The following is a 25,378-nucleotide window of genomic DNA, read 5'->3' as shown; positions in this document are numbered from 1 at the left end:
CTTATTCGTCTCGGCGGCTCAGCCGAGACACTGGAATATGCGCAGCCTCAAAACCATGAACTACCGGTCGCCTTCCTGCCGGTTACGCGAATACGAGAAGGTCTTCAGGAACTGCTGAGCACGTTCGGTCTCAGGATGTTCGAAGAATGCTTCCGCATCGTCTGACTCTTCAACGATTTTGCCACCATCCAGCAACAAAATGTGATCTGCGATGGCTCGAGCGAATGCCATCTCATGCGTCACGATCATCATGGTCAAGCCTTGATCGGCGAGTTCCACAATAACGTCAAGCACTTCGCGCACCATTTCCGGATCCAGAGCAGCCGTGACCTCATCGAAGAGCATGATCTGCGGGTGAAGGATCAAGGCGCGGCAAATGGCCACTCTCTGGCGCTGTCCACCGGATAGCTCGTGCGGCCAGGCATCCTGACGGTCCGCCAGACCAACGCGCTCCAACAGCTCGATAGCCTCTCGCTTGACCTCTTCCTTGTTGCGCTTCTGCACCAAGGTCGGGGCCATCATCACATTGCCAAGCACCGTTTTGTTGGGAAACAGGTCGTAGCTTTGGAACACCATGCCCACTCGGGTGCGCAGTTCACTGCTTCTGGATTGACCTGCGACTCCGGCAGCTCCCGCACGACGCGATTTGCCGGATGCGGGATCGCCTTGGCCAATCACCTCATCGCCCAGAACGATCTCGCCACCCTGAATGGGCTCAAGACCTGCAATAGTGCGCAACAAGGTGGATTTGCCGGATCCAGAAGGTCCCAGCACAACAAAGACTTTGCCTTTGGGCACGCTGAAGGAGATATCGTTCAATACCGGCTTATCGGCATTGTCATATTGCTTCAACAGATGGCGAATTTCTAACTCCGGGCGGTTTGCCTCAGCCGATGCCACGGCCACATTGAGACGCTCAGTCATGCGCCCACCTCTTTTCCAAACGACGAGCCACGATGGACAGCGGCCAGCACACGAAGAAATACATAAAGAAAATCACGCCGTATATCCACAACGTACCAGTCGGGAATTGGAAGCGATTCGCATCGATGATCTGCTGGCCGACTTTGATCACTTCTACGACACCCAACAACACGACCAAAGACGTGGTTTTCACAATACGGGTTGCCAGATTCACACTGGCCGGCAGCATTCGGCGAATAGCCTGCGGCAAGATGACCCTCGTGAAGGTCTGCCATGAACTCAATCCCAGCACATATGAGGACTCATATTGCGAACGCGGAATGGATTCCAAGGCTCCTCGCACCAAATCGCCAAGTTCGGCACCACCCCACAGCACGAAGACCAGCAAACTGGATGACGTGGCATCCAGATTGAGATTCCATGCTCTGGCGAATCCGTAGAACACGATGAAGAGCAGGGCCAGCTGAGGCATTATTCGGATGAAATCCAGATAGAGCCGCATGATGAATCGCACAATGGGATTGCGCAATGTCATGAGCCAACCCACTGCCAAGCCAACCGGAATCGACAACAGCACGGATACACCGGCAATCCATATGGTGACCCATAGGCCTTGGAAGAGCCTTGGCCAGACGCCGGGTTGCAGAAGAATTTCAGCGCCTTGCATAGTCAAACCGCCTCTCCAGCACAGTACCGATTATGGAGATCGGTAGCAGTATCACCAAATAGGTGATGACCAGCAAGACCAAAGCTTCATAGGTGTCGTAATACATGCCCATCAGGTCCTTGGTCACATACATCACGTCGGCAAGTGCGATGGCCGATACCACAGAAGATTCCTTGATGAGGAAGATGATATTAGCGACCACACCTGGAATTGCCGTGCTTAGCGCCTGGGGAAGGATCACATGAGAGAAGGTCTGCACCCGGGTCAGTCCCAGCACATGCGCCGATTCAAGCTGCACGCGCGGCACAGCTTCGAATCCTCCACGAAGTGCTTCTGACATATATGATCCACCAAGAAAAGCCAAACCCACGATTGCGCAGGCCGGAGATGACAACACCACACCCAGCTTGGGCAACCCAAAATACAGGAAATACAATTGCACCAATAAAGGCGTATTGCGAGAAAGCTCTATATAAGCCCTGACGATGCCGTGTACGACCGGAATTCTCCCAACTTCAACAGCAGCACACAAAAGGCCGACCGCAATGGCCAGCACAACCCCCCAAAACGAGATGAATACCGTCATATAGGCGGCATTGACGAAATATGGTCCGTATTGAGTTACGAATGACCAATCCACCTCATTCCTTTCATCTCGATACACACGGCCTCGCGGCCTCTGGGGCAATACTAGACATAGGGTCTACCGCAACTTGGCCGACACGCTATCTGAATAATTTATATACCGTTAGTGCATCCGCTATTTTCCGCTGATTCCAACCATTGGAATGCAATCATTCGATACGCCGATAGAGAACGCGATGCATACGGATCAAATATTCGGCATAACCGCGCCGAATGCATAGATGCAGAGTGCCCGCAAGGATTAAGGTGGAGGCGTGCGATTTCCTGAACGGTTAAACGCAGTCGCAATAACCGCACAAGATGAAGAAACCGCGTTTGAGACATTCGTGTTAGCCCGATTCACACAGCATGAATGCAACATGTGCGGTTTGGAAGATGAACGAAGAAAGATCATACCGAGCAGTTGCCTGTCAGCCATCTGTCATTCGCCTGTTGTGCTGCACAATACAAAATCCCGGTGATGCATCCATGCAAAATACATGTGCATCACCGGAATAAACCATTTTCGCAGATCAGAGGCTGATTAAAGACTCATTAGCCCTCTATTCAAGCCGTGATTGTGCGCCACATAAGTGAGCTACGAAGACTGCGGCTCGCCAAGAAGCCTCAAAACACAATCACTCTCCAAAGGCGAGGCTGCGCATCTGATCAGGCTCAACAACCTTCTTGTGTTCGCGGCCTTCCTTCGCGCCTTCGGAACGCTCGAAAGCATCGATTCGCTTCCATCCGGCGAAATCGATGGGCTTAACGCCACGCTCTGCCAGCAGGCGATCAATGGATTGCGGATCACGATCGGCAGCCACACGACCGCCCTCTGCTGCCTTGGCGAGGTCGCCCAGCATATTGGTCACGATAAGCAAGGCATCCGATTTGGTGGATCCGATCAAACCAACAGGACCGCGTTTCGCCCAACCAGTGGAATACAAGCGCTCTCGCACCTCGCCATTCTCTGCGGAGGTCAAAATGCGCCCGTCTTCATTGGCCAATGTGGTGCGGCGTTCATCATAGGCAATACCAAGCGCCGAGGCGGGCTTGTAGCCTATGGCGTGATAGACGGCCTGAACGGGGAATTCCTCGAATTCGCCGGTTCGGTGCATGGTTCCATCCGCATCGGTATGCGTGCGCTCAACACGAAGAGCGGTCACTTTGCCGTCTTCGCCGAGGACTTCCACAGGGGCGGCATTGAAATGAATGTAGTATCTGCGGTCGGCAGGGTTGCCTTCAAAGTCAACATCGCCGTTATCTTCCATATCTTCGGCCATTTCGCGGATGACAAAGAGCTCTTCAACCATCTGACGGGTGAGCTTATCCTTGCCGGCCTCTTCGATGGTCTCCTCATCAAGCTCGAAATCCTCTTCGTTGATGATGAGTTGCACGCCCGGGAGCTTCTCCATCTCACGCAATTCCTGCACCGAGAACTTGGCCTGCGCCACGCCACGACGGATGAACAGATGCAATTCCTTGGCCTGATTCTTGCCGATTCCTTCGTACACGTTGTCTGGAATATCGGTACGCTCTTTCAAATCGTCGGCATTGCGCACAAGCTCACGCGCCACATCCATGGCCACATTACCGCCGCCGATAACGGCAACCGACTCGGCATCCAAAGGCCATTCGCGAGCGCCGGTTGGATAACCGTCATACCATTCCACGAATTTGGCAGCGCCATGTACACCTTCGAGATCCGCGCCCGGAAGCATAAGCGGATTGTCTTCCACTGCACCTGTTGCGAAAAGCACGGCATCATAGCGTGCAAGCAGGTCTTCCAACATCACATCCTTGCCGAATTCGACATCGGCATAGAGGTGAATATCCGGATTATCCAATGTCTTTTCCAAGGCATCTGCGATGAATTTGATGCTTGGGTGGTCAGGGGCCACGCCATAGCGAACCAGTCCAAATGGCACCGGAAGCTTTTCAAATATATCGATGCGAGCCTTGGTGCCCAATCCCAGTTCCTCACCGGTTTTGCGCAGTTGACGCAGGAATATATCCGAGGAATACACTCCTGCAGGGCCCGATCCTATTACTGCAATCCGCAGTTCTTTCGTATTTTGCTCTTGTTGCTCAGCCATGCGTTCCACACTAACGCAAACCCGGCAAATGTGACAGAGTGCGAAGGCTGTGATTCACCACAGCTCCACGTGTTGCCGCCCGTTGAAGTGTCCCTATGTGACCTCCTTTGATGGCGCATAGGGACACTTCAACCTTGATCTTTGCCTAGGCATTCAGCAGCAACTCTTCACTTGCCATCTCCTGGGCGTTCCACCAGGACCAATAGAGACCAGAGGATGGAGATTACATCGATTGCTTCTTGCACGAAGGCTCCGACCACCACAGGAATGAGATTGAAAGCGGCGGCAATCATGCAGGCGAGAGCCAGCCCCAAGCCGATGAGCACCGACTGCAACATCACTCGTCTGGTGCGCCGAGCGATCCTTACCGCTTGAGAAACCGCGCCGATATCATCATTCATAATCACCATTTCGGCGGATTCACTTGCCGCGGTGGATGTTCCATCGCTTATGGCGACGCCGATATCGGCTGCTGCAAGCACCGGGGCATCATTGACGCCATCGCCTACCATCATGGTGATATCGCGGCGGGAGCTGAAAGCGGCATCCCACTGCCGACGCCATGCCGGCAATGCTTCGGCTGCAGCGTGTGCGGCATCGCGCACCTCACGAACCGCACTCACCTTATCTTCGGGGAAGAGCTCCGCCCTGACATCATCAATACCGACTTCCCTTGCGACGATTTGCGCCGATGCAGCCTTGTCGCCAGTAAGCATGGTGATGTTCTGCACCCCAAGATCACGCAGGGTTTGCAAGGTTTGTGCGGCATTGGGTCGTGGCACATCACGCAATACTATGCGTGCCACGATTTCCCCATTGACCGAAACATATGACGCCATTTCATCTGGACTCAAGGCGGCAAAGCGGCTACGCGCCGACCGCGCGGAATTGGCCGACCCAGTGCCTTGACTGCTTCCAACCTTGCTCACCACCGGTTGGAAACCATCAGCCTTATCATTGGCAAATCCCAAGCGACCCACTCGTATGGAGTACCCGTCCACTACTCCACTCACGCCTTTTCCTGCTTGTTCGTTGATATTGGAAACCACAGGGTATTCATGGCGGAATCGAGCCGTGGCCGTGCCTGTTTTTCCACGATGGTCAACGTGGCAATCATTGCGAAGACGACCGTATGCCTCGCCGCCGGCCTTGGCGATGCCTTTGGCGAGAATATGGACCGAATAGGTCTCCACAACGCCTGCCATCATCAAAATATGATCCTCATCGAAATGCTGCTTGGTATCAGGCAACATATCGACACGAATAACCTGAGGCTGTTTCACGGTGAGTGTGCCGGTCTTGTCGAAGAACATATGGCTGACCCGAGCCAGGCTTTCCAAAACCGTTTGCGTCTTCACCACTATGCCGGCCTTGGCCAACCGCCCCGCACCTGCGACGAAAGCCACGGGAACTGCGATCAACAAAGGACAAGGCGTTGCCAGCACCAATACCTGCGCAAACCGCAGAGGCACGCCACTGACAATCCAAGCCGCTGCGGCGATGATCAATGACAACACAGTGAATGGGACTGCCATCACATCGGCTGCGCGAACCGCCGCACCTCGAGAATCGCGTGCAGCGCTCACTAACTGCACAATGCGCTGGTATTGAGAGTCCTGGGCCAAGGCCGTGGCACGCATAAGCAATACGGCAGAACCGTTGACCGCTCCTGAAACGATGCGAGCGCCGGCATACACCTCGCGAGGCATCGGTTCGCCGTTGATCGCGCTGAGATCCAGTGTGGCCGACCCCGAGAGCAATTCGCCATCGACAGGCACCCGCTCACCCGGCAAAACGACAACCACATCACCGATCTGCACATCCTCAACGGGCACTGTGTGGAATCGGCTGCTGGCTTTCATAGCATTGGTATTCGGGCTATGCTCCGGATTTGCCACACGCCTGAACTGCGATCGGCTCGAAGGCACTGCACGCCCAGACTGATTGGACGCTGCATTCGCGTTATCAAGACCAGCACCTTCTGCAGGCTCGGCGGCTTCCTGCGCGGCCTCTTGAGCGGCTTCTGCCTCCTCACGCGCGACCTGTTCTCGCCCTATGCCAGGCAGATTGGAAATATGGGCTTCCTGAGGTGACGCTTTCAAGAGTTCGCTGATATTGCCCTCGGCCTTATTTTGCGCATAATTTTCAATGACCTCACCGGAAACCACCATAAGCACCACGGCCCAGCTCGCCCACAGCTCTCCAACCGAAAGCGTTGCCAGCATGGCCAATACCGCAAGCAGGTCGACGCCCATTTTGCCTTCGCGGATATCGTCGATGATGCTCTTGACAGTGACGATCACCATATACAGCACAAGAATGATGACCAGCCACTGCCCAACTCCTGGATTGCCAAGCAACGGCAAGGATATTGCGTCACCCCATGGGCGCCAGGAACCGAAGAGCGCCATGCACAGGGCGGCAGCCAGCACGACTATGAGGGTGGTGTGTTCTTTACAAAGATTGATGAAACGGCTCATCAGATCTCCTTACGCTCGCATACCGGTTTGCGGCACCCCACAAACCAAGTACATTCACGCCTTGTTAACCCATCGGCTGCGCTGCCTTGCGGCGTGACATGCTCGATACACGGCGTAAAAAGATTTCAATGAATATTCAGTTATGTTGTTCAGTTATTGAGGATTCCCACGAGGTCTTCCTGAAGAACTCCCATTGTACCGGTTATGTCAGACCCATGCACTCCAATGCGTGGCGTTTCACCCTAAGCAATGGCCAGCGAATTCACGGAGCGCAATGCAATAACCGTAGTAACTGCAGTAACTGCCTCTACAAAGCAAAATAACGGGCCTGCACCATCTTGATGATGGACAGGCCCGTTACGCGAAGGCATTGCAGCTGACCGGGAAATTGCGGGGAATGCAGAGCCAAAGCCCCGCGTCCCCAGTCAACTGCAGTCAGGATTTACCACAATCCGAATGGATCGCTGAATCCGTTGCCACTGTCATTGTCGTTGTTCTGGTTATCGTTTTGGCTGTTACCGCTGCTTGAACTGCTCGTATTGGATTCCTCCTGATCGAGTGTTACGTCGATTTCAATGGTCTTGCCATCGCGCACCACTGTCAGTTTCGCCGTATCGCCAAGCGCAGCGGCTCTCACGAATCCCAACAGTGCGTAGTTGTTGGTCACCGAGTTTCCGTTGAATGCCACGATGGTATCGTTGACCTTCAGACCAGCCTTCTCGGCTGCGCTTCCGGAGACAACCGAAACCACCTGCGCACCGCCGCGGGTGACGCCATCCGCTTCAACCGTGGTGCTCTGAATCCTCACGCCCAGAGCCACATGCTTGACTGAGCCATCCTTCATAATCTCCTCAACCACGCGCTTGACGAGATTCGAGGGGATAGCAAAGCCGATGCCGATAGATCCCGATGTCGAAGAATCGGAAGAGGTGCTTGTCGAGGCGATCGAGGAATTGATACCGATCACCTGTCCGGCACCATTGAAGGTCGGGCCACCAGAGTTACCTGGATTGATGGCAGCATCAATCTGCACTGCATTGGTCACGATTTCCGAATTATTATCATCCACAACCGAAACAGGACGGTTCAATGCGGATACGATACCGGTAGTCGCCGTATCGTCATAACCCAGTGGGTTACCGATGGCCATTACGGCCTCGCCGACTGCCAGATTGTCTGAATCGGCGAATTCAACGGCCTTCAAATCGCTTGGCGGGTTATCAATCTTGATCACTGCCAAATCAGTTGTGGTATCAGTACCCACAACGGATGCCGAGTAGATCTGCCCGTTTGACAAGGTGACCTGAATGGACTGCGCACCGGAAATCACGTGGTTATTGGTGACGACATATCCACTTGCATCAACAATGGCGCCGGATCCCTTTGCTGTGCCGTTGCTCAGCTGAGTCTGGATGGACACCACTGAACCGGAAACGTTCTTGGAAACCGTGGTCCAATCAACAGCCTGCCCGCTTTCAGCCTTGGCAGTGCCGGATCCGGAGGTATTGGAAGAAACGCTAGACAAGGAGCTGGATCCCGGAACGGTCACCCAGCCATTGGTCAAAGCGGCATATCCCAATCCCAAGCACAGAGCCGCGGAAATAACTGCCGCAACCACTGCCACCACGACATTGCTTGCCGTCCTGCGCTGAGTCGCCACACCTGGACGACCTGCCGGAGGCATTCCGCCATTGCCGAAAGGCGGCATACCCGGCCCCTGGGGACCGTTGCCATTACCGTTACCGCCGCCATTTCCTGCATTGCCATTCGCTGCATTTGTCGAACCGGCAGCAGGGTTGGCGAAGGGATTCACACCAGAATTCCGTGCATCATTTGAGGCTCCTGCCCCATATGCTCCGTACGCACCGCCGGCAGCTCCCGCCGCACCTGCACCATTCGTCGATCGCCCGTCACTCGCTGAGGAATCAGCGCCGGGGAAGGCATAAGGGTTGTGATCCTGTGGATATTGAGCGTTTGCACCCTGTCCATATTGCGAGCCTTGTGCACCCGTCCAAACCGGCAAAGGCTGTGTTGCGGATCCCATAGGCTGCGTCTGCGTTCCAGTTTCTTCGCCATTTGCGCTTGTCGAGGTTGGCGTCGGCCCATATGCTCCGTATTCTGGTGCGGGACGATACAAAGGTGCCGTTTCCTGCGTTGCAGAGACGCCGTCCTGATCATTGTGCTCATCATGAGCGCTTTGCGATTCCTGGGCATGTCCAGACGGGAATGTCAGCGGGTCAAGCGACTCAGTGGCAGCTTCCTGCGGCTGTTCCTGAACTTGCTCTCCTGCAGCATTATTGGTGCCTGCATCTTGTTCTGCTTGCGTCTCGTCATTCTCAACGGAGTTCCCCGCCACGACTCCGTCAGCCTTATCCTCATGCGCATCATCAAGCTGTCCGGACTGGTTATTCCAGAAACCGTTATTGGTCTCAGCCATCGATACTCCTTTTACTCATGTGGTAGCATCATCATTCCGCCGCCACCACTTTCTATGTGCAATTAAGAGTAAAGATACCCATTCTGTACATTTCCTGAATGTTTATTGGAAGCTACGCATTAATATTCCTCGGGTTAGCCGAATTTTAAGGGGAAATATCACATTCTGTGACTTTCCCCACCAAATGCACAGCATCTCAACATGAGAAAGGCTCCTTATACATAATGGAACCACCGGCACACTTCACCACGGCAGCGGCTTCATCTTAGGCATAGGAATATGCGTATTCACGTCAAAGAAGTGGTTTCACATACAGTAGAAACCAAGCGATAAGTCTTAGCGAACCGATACAACAGCCACATACGAAGAGTAATCATGAGCTTATATAAGGAGGCGCAGGAATGACATCCGACAGTGCAGAGACCACCGGCGTGCAGCACGCACATATCGGCACTGCCCCAGCTGGCCTAATCGATCATCCCCGAGGCGCCGAGCCCGGCAAACCCGGAGACCGCGGCGCGTTTTCCTTTGAAACCATCACTAGACTGCCTGATTCAGCTGATGGTAAGGGTCGAGGAGGCGCTCGATACGGACGAACAGGCATATTGCATACTCCACATGGAGATATTCGCACTCCGGCCTTCGTTCCTGTCGCCACACAAGGAGCCATGAAAGCCGTTCTGCCTGAAACCATGCGAGAAGCCGGTGCACAATGCCTGCTTTCCAACGCTTTCCACCTCTATGAGCGCCCAGGCGAAGAGGTACTCAACGAAGCTGGCGGATTGGCTCATTTCATGAACTGGGACGGCCCCACTTTCACCGATTCAGGCGGATTCCAGGTGCTCTCCCTAGGTGCCGGATTCAAAAAGACCCTGGCGATGGATGTCTCCGGCATGAAATCCGATGACGTGATAGCCGAAGGCAAGGAGCGCATGGCCTTTGTGGATGAGGATGGCGTAACCTTCAAATCTCCGCTGAATGGTTCTTTGCATCGCTTCTCTGCAGAAATATCCATGCGCATCCAGCACAATATCGGCGCGGATATCATGTTTGCCTTTGACGAACTCACTACGCTTATGAATACGCGAGGATATCAAGAAGAATCCGTCGAGCGCACATTCCGCTGGGCCCAGCGTTGCGTTGCTGAGCATAAGCGCCTCACGGAAGAGCGTATCGGCAAGCCATATCAGGCTTTGTATGGAGTGGTGCAAGGCGCCAACTATGAAGACCTCAGGCGTCATGCCGCCGAACAAATCGCGTCATTGGATTTCGATGGCGTAGGCATCGGTGGCGCCATGGAAAAGCGCATTATCGGGGATATCTGTGCATGGATTTGTGATGCCATGCCAGAGAGCAGGCCACGACATGTGCTGGGCATTGCTGCTGTCGACGATATTTTCGCATGTGTGGAGAACGGCGGCGACACCTTCGATTGCGTTGCTCCTGCTCGCTGTGGCCGCAATGGCGCTATTTTCACGCGCGATGGCCGATACAACGTCAAACGAGCCGAGTTCAAGCACGACTTCCGCCCACTGGAAGAAGGTTGCGAGTGCTACACCTGCAAGGATTACTCGCGCGCATATGTGGATCATCTGCTCAGAGCCCGAGAATTCAACGGATTCACGCTTGCGACCATCCACAACGAGCATTTCTTCATCAAGTTGCTGGATGACATTCGCGCTTCCATTGATGGCGGATATTTCGACGAATTCCGAGATGCCACCCTCGCACGCTTCTATGCCAACGGATCTCGTGGATGAAGCCTAGGAATGTGACCGTGGGCGCTTGATTGCCGGCTCTCATGATTGCTGCCGATTTTCGTGTTTACTGGTTCCCTCTCACTGCCGCGCGGACGCATGCCGCTTCGCGATAATGCAAGTGATAAGCGGTCACGCGGATACAATAGGCACAAGCGTTGAATGCGAAGGCAAGACAGGCTGCGTGATTAGGAGGCCTAAGGCAATGAATCTTGTTGAGGCGATGCAGGCACGACATTCCGTCAGGATGTATACCGACGAGCCGGTTGAAGAGGCAGTGTTGGATGTGCTGCGTTCCGAAATCGATGCCATCAATCAAGAGTCAGGCCTACGCCTTCAGTTGGGCAGCGGTTTGGAAGATGCATTCTGCGGATATGAAACCCATTATGGTCGGTTCAAAGAAGCCCATAATGCCGCCGTGATCCTAGGCGGGCAAGCTGCGACTGCACGGCAGGATATTCCACTGCAATTGAAAGTCGGATATTACGGCGAACGTCTGCTCTTGCGCATGGTGCAAATGGGGCTGTCCACTTCATGGGTTGTGCTCGACGATACGGCTGAAGGTTGGTGGGATCTTCTTCCCGATGAGCAGGCCATCTGGTTGGTCACATTTGGACATGCTTCAAGGATCATTGGCAAACACCGCAGCAAACCGATGGAAGAGTTATGCCGGATTGAAGGCGGCGTACCCATGCCGGAATGGTTCCGCAAAGGTATGGAAGCGGCAATGCTGGCACCATCCTCGCTTGGAAAGCAGCCCTTCACATTCGTATTGCACGAAGATGGCACTGTGAGCACGGAGCTTGCCGATGAGTTATTCGCTGCCGTTGGTGCTGGTTGCGCACGATATCACTTTGAGATTGGTGCCGGCGTAGACGTGCAGTGGAGAGCAGCGCTCTAATTGACTTAACGGCTGGCTAATGGGCGTTTATGCCTACATGGGTCGGTAGTGCAATCTCATTGCTTCAATCTGCTTACATAGATATTGCCGTCCCCGTTGCAACATGTCGAATATACCAATTGGCAGTGGCATATTCCGCACGATTCCGACCTGCCCTTGGACAACACGCCGATTTGCGCGATATTACGCCAGATGGTAGTTTAGTCCTTTGTCTGCGAGCGTGGCGGAATGGTAGACGCGCTGTCTTCAGGTGGCAGTGAGCGTATGCTCGTGGGGGTTCAAGTCCCCCCGCTCGCACCATATTTTGAATCCCGAAACCGTTGAAATATCAAGGTTTTGGGATTTTTCATATCTCGCCAAGACGCGAAAATGTACTAAAAATGCAATACTTCCCATTGAAATCCGCTTTCACAGTGAGCATTTCGGCTCCTTCGCCATAAACTCACCACAAGCAGGTTTAGCAACTCACGCATATTGCGGGACCGCTGGCCAAATTGCATGTCCAATCACCTGCAATGACGATACTCGCCTCCCATCTTGCCACTTCGACAGTCACCGCTCCCCGCAAGCAGCACTGAACATTTCATATACACGCCCTGTTGTACTTAACCGTTTAAGCTAGTACGGTTCACAACCATGGCTCCCGCAATCGCAGATGATTGGGGACCATTCAAAACCACATTGGTCAAGAAGAATTCAAGGAAGAAATGAAAAGAAGATATCTCACCGCACTGGCTTCTGGCCTCGCCTTGTCGGTACTGTTTGGCTCGGCGGCTCTCACCGCATCAGCGGCTCAAGATTCAGCACAACAGACATCCGATGTCAATATCAGCGATGCACAAGCAACGGCAGAAACCCGCGCATTATTCGCGAATCTTCGGGACACTCCAACCGAGCATATCCGTTTCGGGCAACAACATGCGACCGATGAAGCAATCGGCGCGGATGCCACGCAAGGCGATGTCTTTGATATGACGGGGAAATACCCTGCCGTATTCGGCTTCGACGCAGGACTCGCGTTACGCGGTGACGAAAAACCAGGCTCCGGATCAGATCAGAGTGCAAACGCCACGGCACTCGCCAATGCAATACAAGACGCCGATTCCAAAGGAGCGATCGTCACCCTGTCAGCGCATTGGTACAATCCAACAACAGGCGGCAGCTTCAACGACACAACAGAAACGGTTGCAAACATATTGCCTGGCGGCTCCCACTCTGCAACATTCAATGCCATGCTCGACGGCATTGCGCAAACCGCTCTTCAGGCCAAACGCTCTGACGGAACACTGATCCCAATCATCTTCCGTCCCCTCCACGAAAACAACGGTTCATGGTTCTGGTGGGGCGCCACCCACGCCACAGCGGCCGAATACAAAGAACTCTACCGATATATCGTCAACTATTTACGCGATATCAAAGGTGTGCACAACCTGCTGTATGCCTACTCGCCAGGAGGCAAGTTCAATGGGGATTCAACGGATTATTTAGCCACATATCCAGGCGACCAGTGGGTGGATGTACTCGGATACGACGATTATGCAGACGATATTCCTCCCTGGATCAATGCAGTTGTCACTGATATGACCATGGTCGGCAATGAAGCAAAGAGTAGAGGAAAAATCGCGGCTTTCACGGAATTCGGCAGAAAGAATATCCCCCAAAGTGGCAAAGACTACGGCAACTACGACTTCTATGATGCCTTGTGCAAGGCATTGATCCAATCTGTGCCGAACATCGCCTATATGATGACGTGGGCTAATTTCGGTGGATCAGGCACATCATTCCAGTCATACACACCGTGGAAGGGGTCCGATGGCGGAAGCGAATTCGTGGCATTTGCCAACAGCGATGACAGCCTTATGGCATCACCCGAAAATGTTGATTACAGCGCAACCACTTCTGCCGTATCACGCACCGGCAGCGCCCGAATAGTGACGCCAGTGACCGGATCTCGCATTACGTCTACGCCCCTCCAAATCCGGGTAAAAGTAGACGATGTCCAAATATCATCCATCAATATGGATACCGCTTCGGTAAGCATTATCCACGAAGGAACCACCGTCGCATCCGTCCCGATGACTTATTCATGCAATGGCTATTTCAACGGCACAATAAACCTCGCAGATTACGGCATTGCTCTTGACCAGACATCGCTCACTTTGACTCCGCAATTCGCCACTCTGGATGGCACAGCCATATCTCCGCTCATCGGCGAAAGTGGAAGCATAACAGTGAAATTGGGAGACAAACCTCAAGATGATGCCAATGTCATCGACACATTTGATACTTACGATTCGGATGAGGATTTGCGCAATACCTATTCACCCAACAACACCACTCGCGCGAATATCAGCCTGACCAATGCACCTGGGAAAGGCGAAGGCCAAGCACTGCAGTTGAATTATGATTTCCCTTCATACCCGGGCTACAACGGCTTCGCACGCGCATTTTCTCCACAACGAGATTGGTCCGCCTATTCCGCCATGTCGATGGTTCTTCAGGCAGATGGATCAAACCACAAATTCGTGGTGCAGATCAATGCCGGTGGCGTTACTTTCGAAGCGTATCCTTCCTTGCAAAACACGGATTCTCAAGAACTGACACTCAACTTTGGAGACGCTGACGGCAACGGCAGCGATTTCTCCTCCGCTTCATGGGATACGGCGAATGCAGGTCGAAAACTCAATCAGCAGTTGCTCAGCAATGTTGGATCATTTGCTTTGTATGTCAACGATAATGGTGCAGAACTTCCCCGCTCTGGAGCGCTGATTATCGATTCCGTCTCACTCACAGGCGAACGTGACCCATACTCCGCAGAGGGGACTCCGACTCCAACTCCAAGCGAGGACGCTGAACCAATCAATATCGATGACTTCACTTCCTATACAGACACTGAAGAATTGCGAAGCGCCTGGAGCAACCGATCACATACAGATGTTCTGAGCCTGGCGGAAGGACCTTCAGAAAATGAAAAATCCATGCGATTTTCATACGATTTTTCTGGCGGTGGCTGGCTCGATGTGGCTAGATATCTCGCGAATGACGAGACTCTTAGCAACTGGTCCGATCAGCGCACTCTGAGTCTGGATGTGCAAGGCGACGGCTCCGGCAACGCCCTATCGTTGCAATTGGGCACCTCGACCGGCACCTATTTCCAGCACGATATCAAGCTGGACTTTACCGGCTGGAGGCATTTCGATATCGCTTTGCTCGACAATGCTGAATTGACTCAGACATGGCCGGATAACAGCAATAAGGGAACCCCCATGACTGCAAGTGATCTCGTTTCAATGAAGGAAATCGTATTCGCTTCAAATCAGTGGAACCCGGAAACCGACGACATCACTTTTGCTGTCAGTAATCTGAAGGTCTCGCCTAACTCAGGCAACGCCGAGGACGATTCTGTAGCACAGGGAACCCTCAATCAAGCAAACGCCAATACTGATACTGGCAATGCCTCTGATGTCAGTATCACAACTGAACATGAAGGCAAAATTGCTGTCGCTCACGAAGAGTCAGACGAGACACAAAGTGCAGATGTTACCAATCTGCCCGCATCAAGTTGCCCCATTGCAAATACTGAAATCTCTGGCGATAACGGAGGACAGCCTCAGACAACGGCGAAGGGGAAGAAACAATCCACTGAACTCGCCAAAACAGGTTCTAGTATCGCCGGTATCGCTGCACTGGCATTGATCTGTGCCGCTGTATCAGTGATAACCGTTAGCGCTAGGCGTTTGCACATGTCTGACGAATAACACTAATACGTAAGAACCAAATACGATACCCCGCATTCAGCCGTGGCAACAAAGATATGTGAATCTTGTTCACCAGATGAATGCGGGGTTTATACTCTCGCAAAGACGAACCGCAGTCATTCCATTGCAGCCTCAATCAGATCATGCCCAGTGGTAAACCTTCCGGTTTTATGCACCGCCAAGAAAGTCTCTGCCTCAACAGCAGTATCAGGGGCTTCAATATCAGCATCACAAGAGCAGTCTGGATCGAGTTCCATAACCTATATACCTAGAACTTTCTTTTTGGCTGCAGCAAAATTCATGCTGGTCAATAACTCCTTTGTATAGAGGGAGCACACGACGTTGCCCTACTAGCCCAATGAACTAAGCCATAACATATGCCTCAAGCCCAATTCACTGACTTTTGCAAACGGCAGTGCCATACTTGGCATATGAGTGAACAGATTGACCACAATAGCAACGCCAAATTTGAAGATGCTGGGGTCGCAAACTCCACCACCACACCGGCAACCACGCCATCAACATCTTCTCGATCAAACGCCGAACCACACGAAACCGCATATTTTGCAGGCGGCTGTTTCTGGGGATTAGAGAGGTATTTCCAAGGCGTGAATGGCGTAGTCGACACCACTGTGGGATATGCTCAATCCACCATGCCGAATCCTTCATATGCACTAGTTTGTTCCGGAGAGCCGGATGCCGCCGAGACCGTGCGTGTGGATTTTGACTCTCAAGTTGTTTCACTCCGCACTTTGACTCTGCTCTTCCTCGACGTTATTGATCCATTCTCCGTAAATCAGCAGGGCGCCGACCGAGGACGCCAATACCGCTCCGGCCTATTCTGGCTCAATGAAGATCAAAAATCTGTGTTTGCGAAGGCCCTCGAGCAGCTCCAGCATCGTACGGGACAGAGCCCAGCCGTTGCACTGGAGTCTTTGCGCAATTTCTATCCTGCAGAAGACGACCATCAGGATTATCTCGAAAAGAATCCTGGAGGCTACTGCCACATACCATTTGCCGCAATAGCCAACGTGTCTCACCGCCAGAAATATATCGATCGCATATGGGATCTCTCCCCCGAGCAATACGCAGTCACCCAAGAAGCTGCAACTGAACGACCATTTTCCAATGAATATGATCAGAACTTCGAACCAGGTGTCTATGTTGATATCGTCAGCGGGGAGCCTCTGTTTCTTTCCACGGACAAATTCGATTCCGGATGCGGTTGGCCGTCTTTCTCCAAACCCATTGATAATTCAACACTGACCGCCCATGAGGATTACACCATCCCTGGTCGCCCGAGAATCGAAATCCGCACAGCCGATACTCAAATTCACCTTGGTCATGTATTTGACGATGGTCCCCGCGACCGTGGCGGATTGCGCTTCTGCATGAATTCCGCGTCCTTGCGATTCGTGCCGAAATCTCATATGGCAGAAGAAGGCTACGCGAATCTTCTGCCAAAACTGGAGGAAAACGAGAAGTGAATTCTCATTGAACTCAGATTCACTTATCCTGCCCTAATACAATCCAAACGCTTGGTTTGCTCATAAACACTGCAAACCAAGCGTTTTTTGTTGACACAGCGTCTATATCTCTAGGATGCGGTGGTAGGCTGTGCATTGGGTTTATCATTCCAGCGAGGCATGGCATGAAGAAGACGGACGATTTGGGGATTGTGCACACTGTTGTTGCATCCTGTCCGCCTGCCAGTAAAGCGTTCAGCAACGTCGTTGAGATTGATGCCCACACGCATAACTTGTTGAGGGGAGAGATCATTTTCGCATCCATACATTGCAGAGAATACTGAACCAATTATTTGACCAAATGGGGGAGCCTCTGACATTGATGACGGACTAGCTCTGTCTCATCAGGGACATTGACGCCCATAAAGGATTTGGTCTTGTGACTCAATCCAGCACTGACTCGTTCATGCTGATTTCACAAGCAATATTGTTCAGATTTAAGAGAAATTGACGAAGGAGACGTTATGTCTATTTCCGCAACCATCAAGCGTTGTGTTGCCCTGCTGTCAACCGTCGCATTGACCGCTGCAGCATTTGCCGGCATTGCAACAACCGCACAGGCAGATGAAATGCAACCTTCTGATTACAAGGTTGTTAGCAACTATTCATACAAAGCTGGGACCAGCATATTCACCCCACCTTTCACCGCAAGCGGCACTGTTGACCTCAGTGGCACCATAGAACCGTCACAGGCACAGCAGGTAGAGGGAAGCTCGGATACTTATGCAGGAGTGGTCACTGGCACAGTCGAAGCAGCCGATCTCTTTGCCGGAGCGTATAAAATGTATACGGAAAGCATGCAAAAAGGGGTCTGGGGCGGGGCTCCGGTCGAGAACTTAGTCATGTACTCGAAAGCCAACAACAAACTTGATTTCCCGTACTTCACTTATACCCTGAAATTCCCCACCGGGTTCAAGATCAATGCTGATGCAATAACATTTTCTGAAAACACAGACACAATCAGTAAAATCAGCAAATCTGACATAGATACCGCCAATAATTCCGTAACGTTTACTTTCTACCTCGGAAACTGGAATGATTACAAAGGTTTCTTTGCTCTAGTCGCCAAAGAGGCCGGACAAACGGGACATCGCATTACTGTCAACGTGCCATACACTGTCTCTTCTGATAGCGCATCACAATCTCTCGGGACGGTAATCGGCTCAGGAAGCTGCAGTCTGTATAAGGGCGGTAACTGGTACAACGGCGCAGAAATAATTTCGGTTACCGCATCCGATGTATCCATCGACGTGCTCAAGGTTCAGGAGTGAAAATGAAAGGTAAACAATACATTCGAGGATTATTGTCCCTCGGTACTGCCGCCACACTACTGATGGCGATGTCAATTCCGGCTTCGGCGGCAGATGCAACCGATGATATTTATCTGCCCTATCTGTATTCATATGGCACAAACGGTATGCCCACAGGACAGTTGTATGACCAGACCCAAAGCGCAGACTATTGGACTGATCTACAGAAGTTCACAGTATCGGGAACGAAACCTATTTCTAGAACATATACCGGTCTTCTCCCCCAGCACTTGCTTACGCCTGACCAGACAGACATTGCAAACATTCAGAACACCGTCACGGGGACTAACACCACCCCGAGTTCCGGTATTGTGACGAATAATGTGTGGCCATCATACAATTACATGCCTGACCCTGGCGGCGTGACTGTGGATAGGTATACGTATCATACGGGAACCGGCACGTACTTGGACTACAATCCATTTGGCTTTGCGCAAGATCAACTGCCCACAAAAGCCGAATTAGGCGATGCAGAAAATGCGTTCACGATTTTCGGCGATTTGAAATCCTCAGAAAGTGATGACTCCACAACAGTCGGAGACTACACATCCGGAGCTCCTATCGATCTTACATTCTCGTTGAATGCCACTGCTTTCAAGAGATATTTCAACGCAAATACCATGCTGGGACTTCGAATGGGTACACCAACCGAAGAACAGGCTGAGAATTATGCTGACACCAAGTTGATAAAGGCGGATGCACAAATTGCATTGACTGTGGATATACCGGAAGGCGTTACGGTGTCTGACCCGCTACCTCAGGCAACGCTTACCGGCCTGCCAGGGTTTACGGCAACTACTTCGCTGACAGACAATGGCAGCAAACTCTTGGTAAATATCCGCATGGATAATCACGGTGGTATCGAAAAGATACGCGACCGGGTCACCGAAGTGAATTCTCTGGATTTGAGCAATGTCCAAGTATCCATTACAGGTCTGTCTGTTGCCGATGATGCAAGCACAGAAAGCCCAATCACTATTCGAGGAACCGCTGCAGGTATCTATGATCAGGCACGAGCAAATAGCGAAGAAGAGCTGACCAGCAATACCGACAATGGCGATCGTACATATATGTTCTTCGCTGCAAAGCAAAGCGACGAAGGCCGTGATGCCGGAGCCGATGCCGCAAAGCCGAACCAGATCTCTTACACGTTCAATGTGACTGAGCCCGAGCCCACCGTCGTGGACCCGTGGAAGATCGAACCCGAGGCCTCCGACCCCGCAGACTGCGCAGACAACCCGTACGTCAAGACCGCCACAACCGAAGGCGTCACCTACACCGTCACCGACTCCAAGGGCAACGACCTCACCGCCGACAGCCAGGGACGCTACAACTACCAGTACGGCGACACCGTGACCGTGACCGCCACCGCCAATGACGGCTACGCCTTCCCCGAAGGCACCACGGCAACCCGCACCTTCACCGCCCAAAAGGCCGAAAGCTGCAACACCAACAACTCTGGCAACAACGGCAATTCAGGCACTCCTGAAACGCCAAAGGGCGATGACACTACGAGCAACAACAAGCCCGCCGCCAAGCCGACTAAGAAGCCTCATGCCGAGAAGTCCTTGGCTCGCACTGGCTCGGCTCTTGCCATGCCGGTAGCAGCCGGCATCATGCTCGCCATTGCAGGTATCGCTCTGACGGTTGTGAACAAGAAGCGCGAGTCTGCTGACCGCTGATAACAACAGCCTCAATTTGGCTAATCGCGCATAATTCAATGGCCTCTGCATCACATGAAGCAGAGGCCATTTTGCGTGCGACGGTCACACATATTTGCTACCTTCTCGAATGCTAAGCGCAGCAAGCTTGTCACCGTGCCGCTCAATAAACGCACTCACCCACGCTGGATTCGTCTTGGAATAATCACGCAAAGCCCAACCTATCGCCTTGTTGATGAAGAATTCAGATCCTCCGACATTGTCAAGGATGATACGTTCCAACAGCGCCTCATCGGTTTCGGCTTTATATCCCAACTGATGCTCAATCGCCATGCGTCGCACCCACATATTCTCGTCAACGCTCCACGTAACCATCTTCTCCGAAAAATCCCGATGCGCACGCACCACCCGACTCACAACCCCCTGCGAGTCCATCAACCGTATCCCACCACGCTTAACCTTCGCCATTTCAGCTACGCGATCCAGATCGTCGGCATCCAGCCACTTCACCATAGCCAATAAGTAATCTATGGCAACATATTGAAGCTCCCGATATTCGCAATCCCAACATTTGTGAATGAAGAGCCAATCCACAGCCTCGTTCCCACGAGAACGGCCGTCATTGCGCGCTTCCCTCAGCACTGGCCTGGTCGATGCTCTGCGTACCGGAGTAGCAACCCCTAAGAACTCAAATTGATCTCGCATATACGCACGCATACCCTGTGCTTTGCGCTCATCAGCATGTGCCTGCACCATTGCCAGTACCGCGTCAAAATCCATGAGGACATTATATGGCCGCCTAGGATGCCGGCTGCATTTCAGGCGGCGATCAGAATAAACTCAATATCCTTGCGTAAGTCCGCATTATCCTTGCATATAGTTCTTCAGATACATCCACACTGTCACCTGAACCAGCGAAACCTATAAGATTGCGCTCATTCCAAAAGCACAGAATACCGGTAGTCTCGCAACCTACCTAAGGTAATAAGCATGAATATTGCAAAGAGAGGGATGTTGCTCGCACAAGCAGCTTGGGTCGCGAAAACCGTGCATCTGCTGCCGGAACCTCAAGGGGATCGGGATGGAATCATCAATCCTGAAGGAGAAATGACCAAACCATCGACCTCAGCCATCCGGTTTGTCGCCGTGGGCGATTCCCTTATCGGCAGCTCAGGGGTCACCGACCAATCACTTGGCCTCACACCGCTTATGGCACAACGAATAGCGAATGCGACCGGCAAATCGGTTCAGTGGAGCACTCACGCCAAGCTTGGCTCAACAATGCGTCGAGTGAGGTACCGCTTTATGGATGAGCTTGAGGACGACATCGACCTGCTATTCCTGTGCGCCGGAACCAATGATGTGCTCGCCCGTCGCAACTTGGATGATTGGCGCGATGACCTCTCCGCAGTACTTGATATCGCATCAACCAAAGCAAAACGAGTACTGGTGGCTTCCTCTGCGCAAGCATTCCGCTCCCCCAGAATTCCGGGCATGCTTAGCGAAGAGATTTTGCGCCGCATTGACAAGCAAACGGAGATGTCTAAGCAACTCTGCGCCTCGCGCAATATTGCATACATTGATATGGCCCACGCTCCTCTCGATATCAACGAGGAATTCTGGGCTTCTTGATGGTTTCCATCCTTCTGCGCATGGCTATGTGATTCTTGCCGATGCACTCATCGAGCATATGGATTTCCTATCGGAACTGTAAACAAGGCACAAAATCAGGACGTTACGCGACTTCGCAGCATACTATTCTTTCCGGGACACCAGATAACTGGAATACCGCACGCAACGCCGCAATCTAGCGCGTGCTTGCCCTTGCAATAACCCGTGATTCCACGGTAATAAGTTCAGGTTCCGTAATCGTCCCACGAATGCGCCCCAAAATACGATCCACAGCAGTGGGTGCAGTCCATTCCAATCGTGAATCCATAGTAGTTAAAGGTGTCTGCAGGTATTCGGCTTCTTCAATATTGTCGAAGCCGATAACCTGCACCTGCTCAGGTATTTCGATTCCATACGCACTCAGCGCCGAAATCGCGCCGATGGCCAGCTGATCGTTGAGCGCCACGATACCGTCAAAAGGAATATTCCCTGAAATCAATCGCTCAGTAACCCGATATCCCGAACCTATGGACCAGTCCTGACCGGTCCTGCCCAAAAGCCGCTCATCAAGCTCAACTCCACGCCGGTGACATTCCTCGATTATGCCGCGCAGACGTAGCTGGGCATTCCCCTCTGAAGCCTTCGCCATAGTAACTAAATCATGTCGGTCATCGCGCACGCCAACCACCGCCAAATGCTGTGCACCATGATCGAACAAGTACCCTGCTGCAAGCGCTGCCGCCCTCACATCATCCGGGGTCACATGGTCCGCTATGCCCCATGTTGTTCTTGCGCCAACGCATACCAGTGGATAGCTTGTCTTCAGATATTCCGGCTTGAAATCTTCCACCTCGCTCATGGAGAGAATCATGCCGTCTGAAACGGTGGTATTGAAGTCTTCCAATAGTTTTTTTGCACCTTGTGCCGAACCTTCTGCATATGTGGTTACATATACCGAATAATCCTTCTGCCTTGCTGTATCAATTACTCGATTGGCCAATTCAGCAAGATATGGAGGAGTCAGGCTGGGCACAGCGAGAGTGATAAAACCAGTATGATTTCGGCTGAGATTTCGGGCGGCCATGTTGACTCGATATCCCAGCCGTTCAATGACTTCTTGCACACGCAAACGGGTCTGCTCGGACATTCTGCCTGAACCGTTGATTACATTGGAAGCAGTTTTGAGCGATACACCAGCTTCCTGAGCTACATCGCGCAACGTAACACGTTTACGCTCTTGGTTCGCTCCATCCATACACCGACTCTCCTCCGCTTGCTCGGCGGTGTCAGCATCTGGCAAGAGCTGCCGGATGCCCGCGCAATGGCAGGTTGCCGCTCATATGCCGCTCACATGCTTTAACCGCCGATCGTTATTGGAACCGGATCACAGTTTTTCTCATCGGTCGCCAGCGACACACCAATCGTCATCATGCTTGCCGCTTCGTAATCAGAATACCATTGCGCTGCAATGCATACCGAGTCTGGTGATCCGGCTGCGCACTTGAATCGGCTTGCGTGCAATGCTGAGCAACCAGCACTGTTCCAGCTTCCACAGAAACTTCAACAGGGCTGTTGCCGCGCACAATATAAAAATCGAATATGCCGTTCTCTCCTTTGCGCACGGTGTGCAATATCGCATTATTGACAGAACGGTTTGCTCCGGCGTCAATATCCTCAAACTCAGAAGTCGCATAATCAATGCTCGAGGATGTATTCGTCAATACTTCGCTGAGTTCTTTGGAGATTAATCGAGCGATATCCTCGCATTTCAAATCGCACCCAACGAATATTGCCTTTCCATCGCCATATGCATGACTGGTTATGGCAGGGACTCCCTGTAACTCCCATTCCTCTGCACCTTCGCCTTCATATGTGGCCAGCACATCTGCGTCAGGAACAACATCGATATCGTTTTGCCACAGACGTGTCACCATGCCGTTGGAAAGCGATATTTCACGTGTTTCACCTTGTGCCTCGTCTCCGAGAATATTGAATTCTTCACCACGAATGCCGAGCATGTCACGGAGTACTCCATCACCGGCACCTGGATATCCACCCAATCCCACATGGAATTGTTCATCCACCAGACCGGATGCATAACCGACTATGACTGTGCCGCCCGCAGCTGCAAACGTTTTCAGCCTATACGCATCCTCATTGGAAAGCACAAGCATGGTAGGCAGCACAACCGTCGAATAGCCCTCCCAATGTGCGGAAAGCGGCACCACATCGGCACGAGAACCCGCATCTAGGAATGCCCGATACCAGTCCCTAACATCATGCCAGTGATTGAGTTTATTGCTTGGCAGAGTTTGGCAACGCGTCGCCCATTCGGATTGGGCGCTGAAGAGAATGGCCGTGCCGGATGATACGAGTGTACTTCCGGGAACGCCCGCAGAACTGAGCATATCCAAGGCTTCGCCCAATTCACATACGCGCTCAAAGAGTTTGCTGTGCTCACCAGCGTGTGGAAGCATAGCTGAATGGAATGCCTCGGCGCCGAAAGCGGATTGTCTCCATTGGAAAAAATTAATCGCATCGGCGCCCATAGCCACATGAGCCAATGAATCACGCAATAGCTCTCCATGCCTTTTGCGCGCATTGAGCGGCTTCCACTGCACTGCAGAAGTGGAGTGTTCCATCAAATACCACGGATTGCGTTCGGCAATCGAACTGACCAAGGAATCCGAGCAGGCCAATTCATCCAGGTGGGATTCACCTTCATGGAAGTAATGATCATTGGAGACGAAATCAACTTCCCTACCCCATTGCGCATAATCCATTGCGCACTGATCAGTCGAAATCATGAAATTGGTGGTGCAAGGCTTGTCCGGGCTGATTTCGGCAATAACATCACGCTCGGCTTTATAGAATTCCAAGAGCATATCATTACCGAAGCGTTCAAAGTCCAGCTGCTGCGATGGATTCACCATGGAATCAGGACCCATATGACGCGGCAAAAGCACGTCATCGAAACTGTGCACTTCCTGCGACCAGAAACTCGAGCCCCAAGCCTTATTCAATGCATCGATGCTGCCATATTTGCGAGCGCACCACAGGCGGAACTCACGCAAAGCATCATCCGAGTAGTCCTCACGGTTATTCCAACCATATTCATTGCCGATATGCCATGCCGTAACCGTTGGATTATCGGCATATCGTTCTGCCAAAGCTTTGCATAAAGCCAATGCGAATCGTTTGAATACCGGGCTGGTAGGTCTCCAGGATTGACGCGAACCGGCATTGATTACGTGACCGTATTTGTCTTGCGGCAGCACCTCCGGATACTTGTTATACAGCCATATGGGTGCAGACGCGGTAGCCGATGCCAAATCCACGGATATGCCCGCATCACCCAGCTTGTTGATTATTCGATCCAGCCATGCGAAATCCCATTCGCCCTCAGCCGGTTGAATACGATCCCAGCTGAATATCCCCAGCGCAACGACATTGACCTTGGCTTGTTTCATCAGTCGGATATCTTCGTCCCACACTTCTTCAGGCCACTGGTCAGGGTTGTAGTCGCCGCCAAAGGCGATTCCTTTGCCGTTTGCCGTAAGCAGTGATGGCCAAGTGTGTTTGCGTTGCATAGACATAATGAGTTCCTTTGGTATTCGGCTCCCAAA

Annotated in this window: 18 protein-coding genes and 1 tRNA gene; 8 read left to right on the top strand and 11 right to left on the bottom strand. The window is 52.3% G+C overall.

Annotated features, from left to right (window positions below):
• Positions 1-60 precede the first annotated feature (60 nt).
• The 6 genes from BITS_RS08030 to BITS_RS08005 form a co-directional block, all read right to left on the bottom strand.
• Positions 61-924 carry an amino acid ABC transporter ATP-binding protein gene (locus BITS_RS08030; protein ID WP_034534059.1) on the bottom strand — a complete coding sequence of 288 codons (864 nt, stop codon included), beginning with the start codon at positions 922-924 and terminating at the stop codon, positions 61-63.
• Positions 917-1,591 carry an amino acid ABC transporter permease gene (locus BITS_RS08025; RefSeq protein ID WP_026642344.1) on the bottom strand — a complete coding sequence of 225 codons (675 nt, stop codon included), beginning with the start codon at positions 1,589-1,591 and terminating at the stop codon, positions 917-919. Before BITS_RS08025 ends, BITS_RS08030 begins: the two co-directional genes overlap by 8 nt.
• Positions 1,578-2,231, bottom strand: a complete 654-nt coding sequence (locus BITS_RS08020; RefSeq protein ID WP_026642345.1) for an amino acid ABC transporter permease — start codon at positions 2,229-2,231, stop codon at positions 1,578-1,580. Before BITS_RS08020 ends, BITS_RS08025 begins: the two co-directional genes overlap by 14 nt.
• A 622-nt stretch (positions 2,232-2,853) precedes the next feature.
• The gene (locus BITS_RS08015) at positions 2,854-4,311 is read right to left on the bottom strand and encodes an FAD-dependent oxidoreductase (protein WP_026642346.1); all 1,458 of its coding nucleotides are present in this window, start codon (positions 4,309-4,311) and stop codon (positions 2,854-2,856) included.
• Between the two features lie 167 nt (positions 4,312-4,478).
• Positions 4,479-6,791, bottom strand: coding sequence for a heavy metal translocating P-type ATPase (locus BITS_RS08010; protein WP_026642347.1), 2,313 nt, complete (start codon positions 6,789-6,791; stop codon positions 4,479-4,481).
• A 442-nt stretch (positions 6,792-7,233) separates the two neighbouring features.
• Positions 7,234-9,228 (bottom strand): S1C family serine protease, encoded by a 1,995-nt coding sequence (locus BITS_RS08005; protein WP_051264364.1) that lies wholly within the window; start codon positions 9,226-9,228, stop codon positions 7,234-7,236.
• Between the two features lie 401 nt (positions 9,229-9,629).
• Between BITS_RS08005 and tgt the strand changes: the two genes are divergently transcribed.
• From tgt to BITS_RS07985, 4 genes are all read left to right on the top strand, one after another.
• Positions 9,630-10,988 (top strand): tRNA guanosine(34) transglycosylase Tgt, encoded by a 1,359-nt coding sequence (gene tgt / locus BITS_RS08000; protein WP_026642348.1) that lies wholly within the window; start codon positions 9,630-9,632, stop codon positions 10,986-10,988.
• A 202-nt stretch (positions 10,989-11,190) separates the two neighbouring features.
• Positions 11,191-11,886, top strand: a complete 696-nt coding sequence (locus BITS_RS07995; protein WP_026642349.1) for a nitroreductase family protein — start codon at positions 11,191-11,193, stop codon at positions 11,884-11,886.
• Positions 11,887-12,100: 214 nt separating this feature from the next.
• Positions 12,101-12,186 (top strand) — tRNA-Leu (locus BITS_RS07990).
• Positions 12,187-12,593: 407 nt separating this feature from the next.
• Positions 12,594-15,644: a glycosyl hydrolase gene (locus tag BITS_RS07985; RefSeq protein WP_044259768.1), complete on the top strand. Its 3,051-nt coding sequence runs from the start codon at positions 12,594-12,596 to the stop codon at positions 15,642-15,644.
• Positions 15,645-15,760: 116 nt separating this feature from the next.
• Here the strand turns inward: BITS_RS07985 and BITS_RS09160 are convergent, their stop codons facing one another.
• A complete protein-coding gene (locus BITS_RS09160; RefSeq protein ID WP_154568816.1) occupies positions 15,761-15,901 on the bottom strand; it encodes a hypothetical protein in 141 nt (46 codons plus the stop codon).
• 174 nt (positions 15,902-16,075) lie between these two features.
• Between BITS_RS09160 and msrA the strand changes: the two genes are divergently transcribed.
• Positions 16,076-17,131: a peptide-methionine (S)-S-oxide reductase MsrA gene (gene msrA, locus BITS_RS07980; RefSeq protein ID WP_081693555.1), complete on the top strand. Its 1,056-nt coding sequence runs from the start codon at positions 16,076-16,078 to the stop codon at positions 17,129-17,131.
• A 110-nt stretch (positions 17,132-17,241) separates the two neighbouring features.
• Here msrA and BITS_RS09275 read toward each other — a convergent pair whose 3' ends face one another.
• A complete protein-coding gene (locus BITS_RS09275) occupies positions 17,242-17,490 on the bottom strand; it encodes a hypothetical protein (protein WP_026642350.1) in 249 nt (82 codons plus the stop codon).
• 144 nt (positions 17,491-17,634) lie between these two features.
• Here BITS_RS09275 and BITS_RS07970 point away from each other — a divergent pair, with 144 nt between their 5' ends.
• Both BITS_RS07970 and BITS_RS07965 read left to right on the top strand, forming a co-directional pair.
• Positions 17,635-18,441: a hypothetical protein gene (locus tag BITS_RS07970; RefSeq protein ID WP_051264365.1), complete on the top strand. Its 807-nt coding sequence runs from the start codon at positions 17,635-17,637 to the stop codon at positions 18,439-18,441.
• A gap of 2 nt (positions 18,442-18,443) precedes the next feature.
• Positions 18,444-20,162: a hypothetical protein gene (locus BITS_RS07965; protein WP_026642352.1), complete on the top strand. Its 1,719-nt coding sequence runs from the start codon at positions 18,444-18,446 to the stop codon at positions 20,160-20,162.
• 84 nt (positions 20,163-20,246) lie between these two features.
• Here BITS_RS07965 and BITS_RS07960 read toward each other — a convergent pair whose 3' ends face one another.
• Entirely contained in the window at positions 20,247-20,921 is a 675-nt protein-coding gene (locus tag BITS_RS07960) for a DNA alkylation repair protein (protein ID WP_044259765.1), read from the bottom strand.
• Positions 20,922-21,131: 210 nt separating this feature from the next.
• On the opposite strand from BITS_RS07960, the gene BITS_RS07955 reads away from it, so the two are divergent.
• On the top strand, positions 21,132-21,773 hold the full coding sequence (locus tag BITS_RS07955; protein WP_202961139.1) for a GDSL-type esterase/lipase family protein: 642 nt from the start codon (positions 21,132-21,134) through the stop codon (positions 21,771-21,773).
• Between the two features lie 175 nt (positions 21,774-21,948).
• Here BITS_RS07955 and BITS_RS07950 read toward each other — a convergent pair whose 3' ends face one another.
• Entirely contained in the window at positions 21,949-23,007 is a 1,059-nt protein-coding gene (locus tag BITS_RS07950; protein ID WP_026642354.1) for a LacI family DNA-binding transcriptional regulator, read from the bottom strand.
• Between the two features lie 172 nt (positions 23,008-23,179).
• Entirely contained in the window at positions 23,180-25,348 is a 2,169-nt protein-coding gene (locus BITS_RS07945; protein WP_026642355.1) for a beta-galactosidase, read from the bottom strand.
• Positions 25,349-25,378: the final 30 nt, after the last annotated feature.

This window comes from Bifidobacterium tsurumiense, from assembly GCF_000741765.1.
Classification (GTDB): Bacteria; Actinomycetota; Actinomycetes; order Actinomycetales; family Bifidobacteriaceae; genus Bifidobacterium; species Bifidobacterium tsurumiense.
The sequence above is the reverse complement of the archived record's forward strand: the minus strand, read 5'-3'. Positions and strand labels throughout refer to the sequence as shown.

Excerpts from the sequence above, each read along its gene's own strand:
- BITS_RS08030 (WP_034534059.1), bottom strand. The coding sequence starts at position 924 with ATGACTGAGCGTCTCAATGTGGCCGTGGCATCGGCTGAGGCAAACCGC.
- BITS_RS08025 (WP_026642344.1), bottom strand. The coding sequence starts at position 1,591 with ATGCAAGGCGCTGAAATTCTTCTGCAACCCGGCGTCTGGCCAAGGCTC.
- BITS_RS08015 (WP_026642346.1), bottom strand. The coding sequence starts at position 4,311 with ATGGCTGAGCAACAAGAGCAAAATACGAAAGAACTGCGGATTGCAGTA.
- BITS_RS08010 (WP_026642347.1), bottom strand. The coding sequence starts at position 6,791 with ATGAGCCGTTTCATCAATCTTTGTAAAGAACACACCACCCTCATAGTC.
- BITS_RS08005 (WP_051264364.1), bottom strand. The coding sequence starts at position 9,228 with ATGGCTGAGACCAATAACGGTTTCTGGAATAACCAGTCCGGACAGCTT.
- tgt (WP_026642348.1), top strand. The coding sequence starts at position 9,630 with ATGACATCCGACAGTGCAGAGACCACCGGCGTGCAGCACGCACATATC.
- BITS_RS07995 (WP_026642349.1), top strand. The coding sequence starts at position 11,191 with ATGAATCTTGTTGAGGCGATGCAGGCACGACATTCCGTCAGGATGTAT.
- BITS_RS07985 (WP_044259768.1), top strand. The coding sequence starts at position 12,594 with ATGAAAAGAAGATATCTCACCGCACTGGCTTCTGGCCTCGCCTTGTCG.
- BITS_RS09160 (WP_154568816.1), bottom strand. The coding sequence starts at position 15,901 with ATGGAACTCGATCCAGACTGCTCTTGTGATGCTGATATTGAAGCCCCT.
- msrA (WP_081693555.1), top strand. The coding sequence starts at position 16,076 with ATGAGTGAACAGATTGACCACAATAGCAACGCCAAATTTGAAGATGCT.
- BITS_RS09275 (WP_026642350.1), bottom strand. The coding sequence starts at position 17,490 with ATGTCAGAGGCTCCCCCATTTGGTCAAATAATTGGTTCAGTATTCTCT.
- BITS_RS07970 (WP_051264365.1), top strand. The coding sequence starts at position 17,635 with ATGTCTATTTCCGCAACCATCAAGCGTTGTGTTGCCCTGCTGTCAACC.
- BITS_RS07965 (WP_026642352.1), top strand. The coding sequence starts at position 18,444 with ATGAAAGGTAAACAATACATTCGAGGATTATTGTCCCTCGGTACTGCC.
- BITS_RS07960 (WP_044259765.1), bottom strand. The coding sequence starts at position 20,921 with ATGGATTTTGACGCGGTACTGGCAATGGTGCAGGCACATGCTGATGAG.
- BITS_RS07955 (WP_202961139.1), top strand. The coding sequence starts at position 21,132 with ATGAATATTGCAAAGAGAGGGATGTTGCTCGCACAAGCAGCTTGGGTC.
- BITS_RS07950 (WP_026642354.1), bottom strand. The coding sequence starts at position 23,007 with ATGGATGGAGCGAACCAAGAGCGTAAACGTGTTACGTTGCGCGATGTA.
- BITS_RS07945 (WP_026642355.1), bottom strand. The coding sequence starts at position 25,348 with ATGTCTATGCAACGCAAACACACTTGGCCATCACTGCTTACGGCAAAC.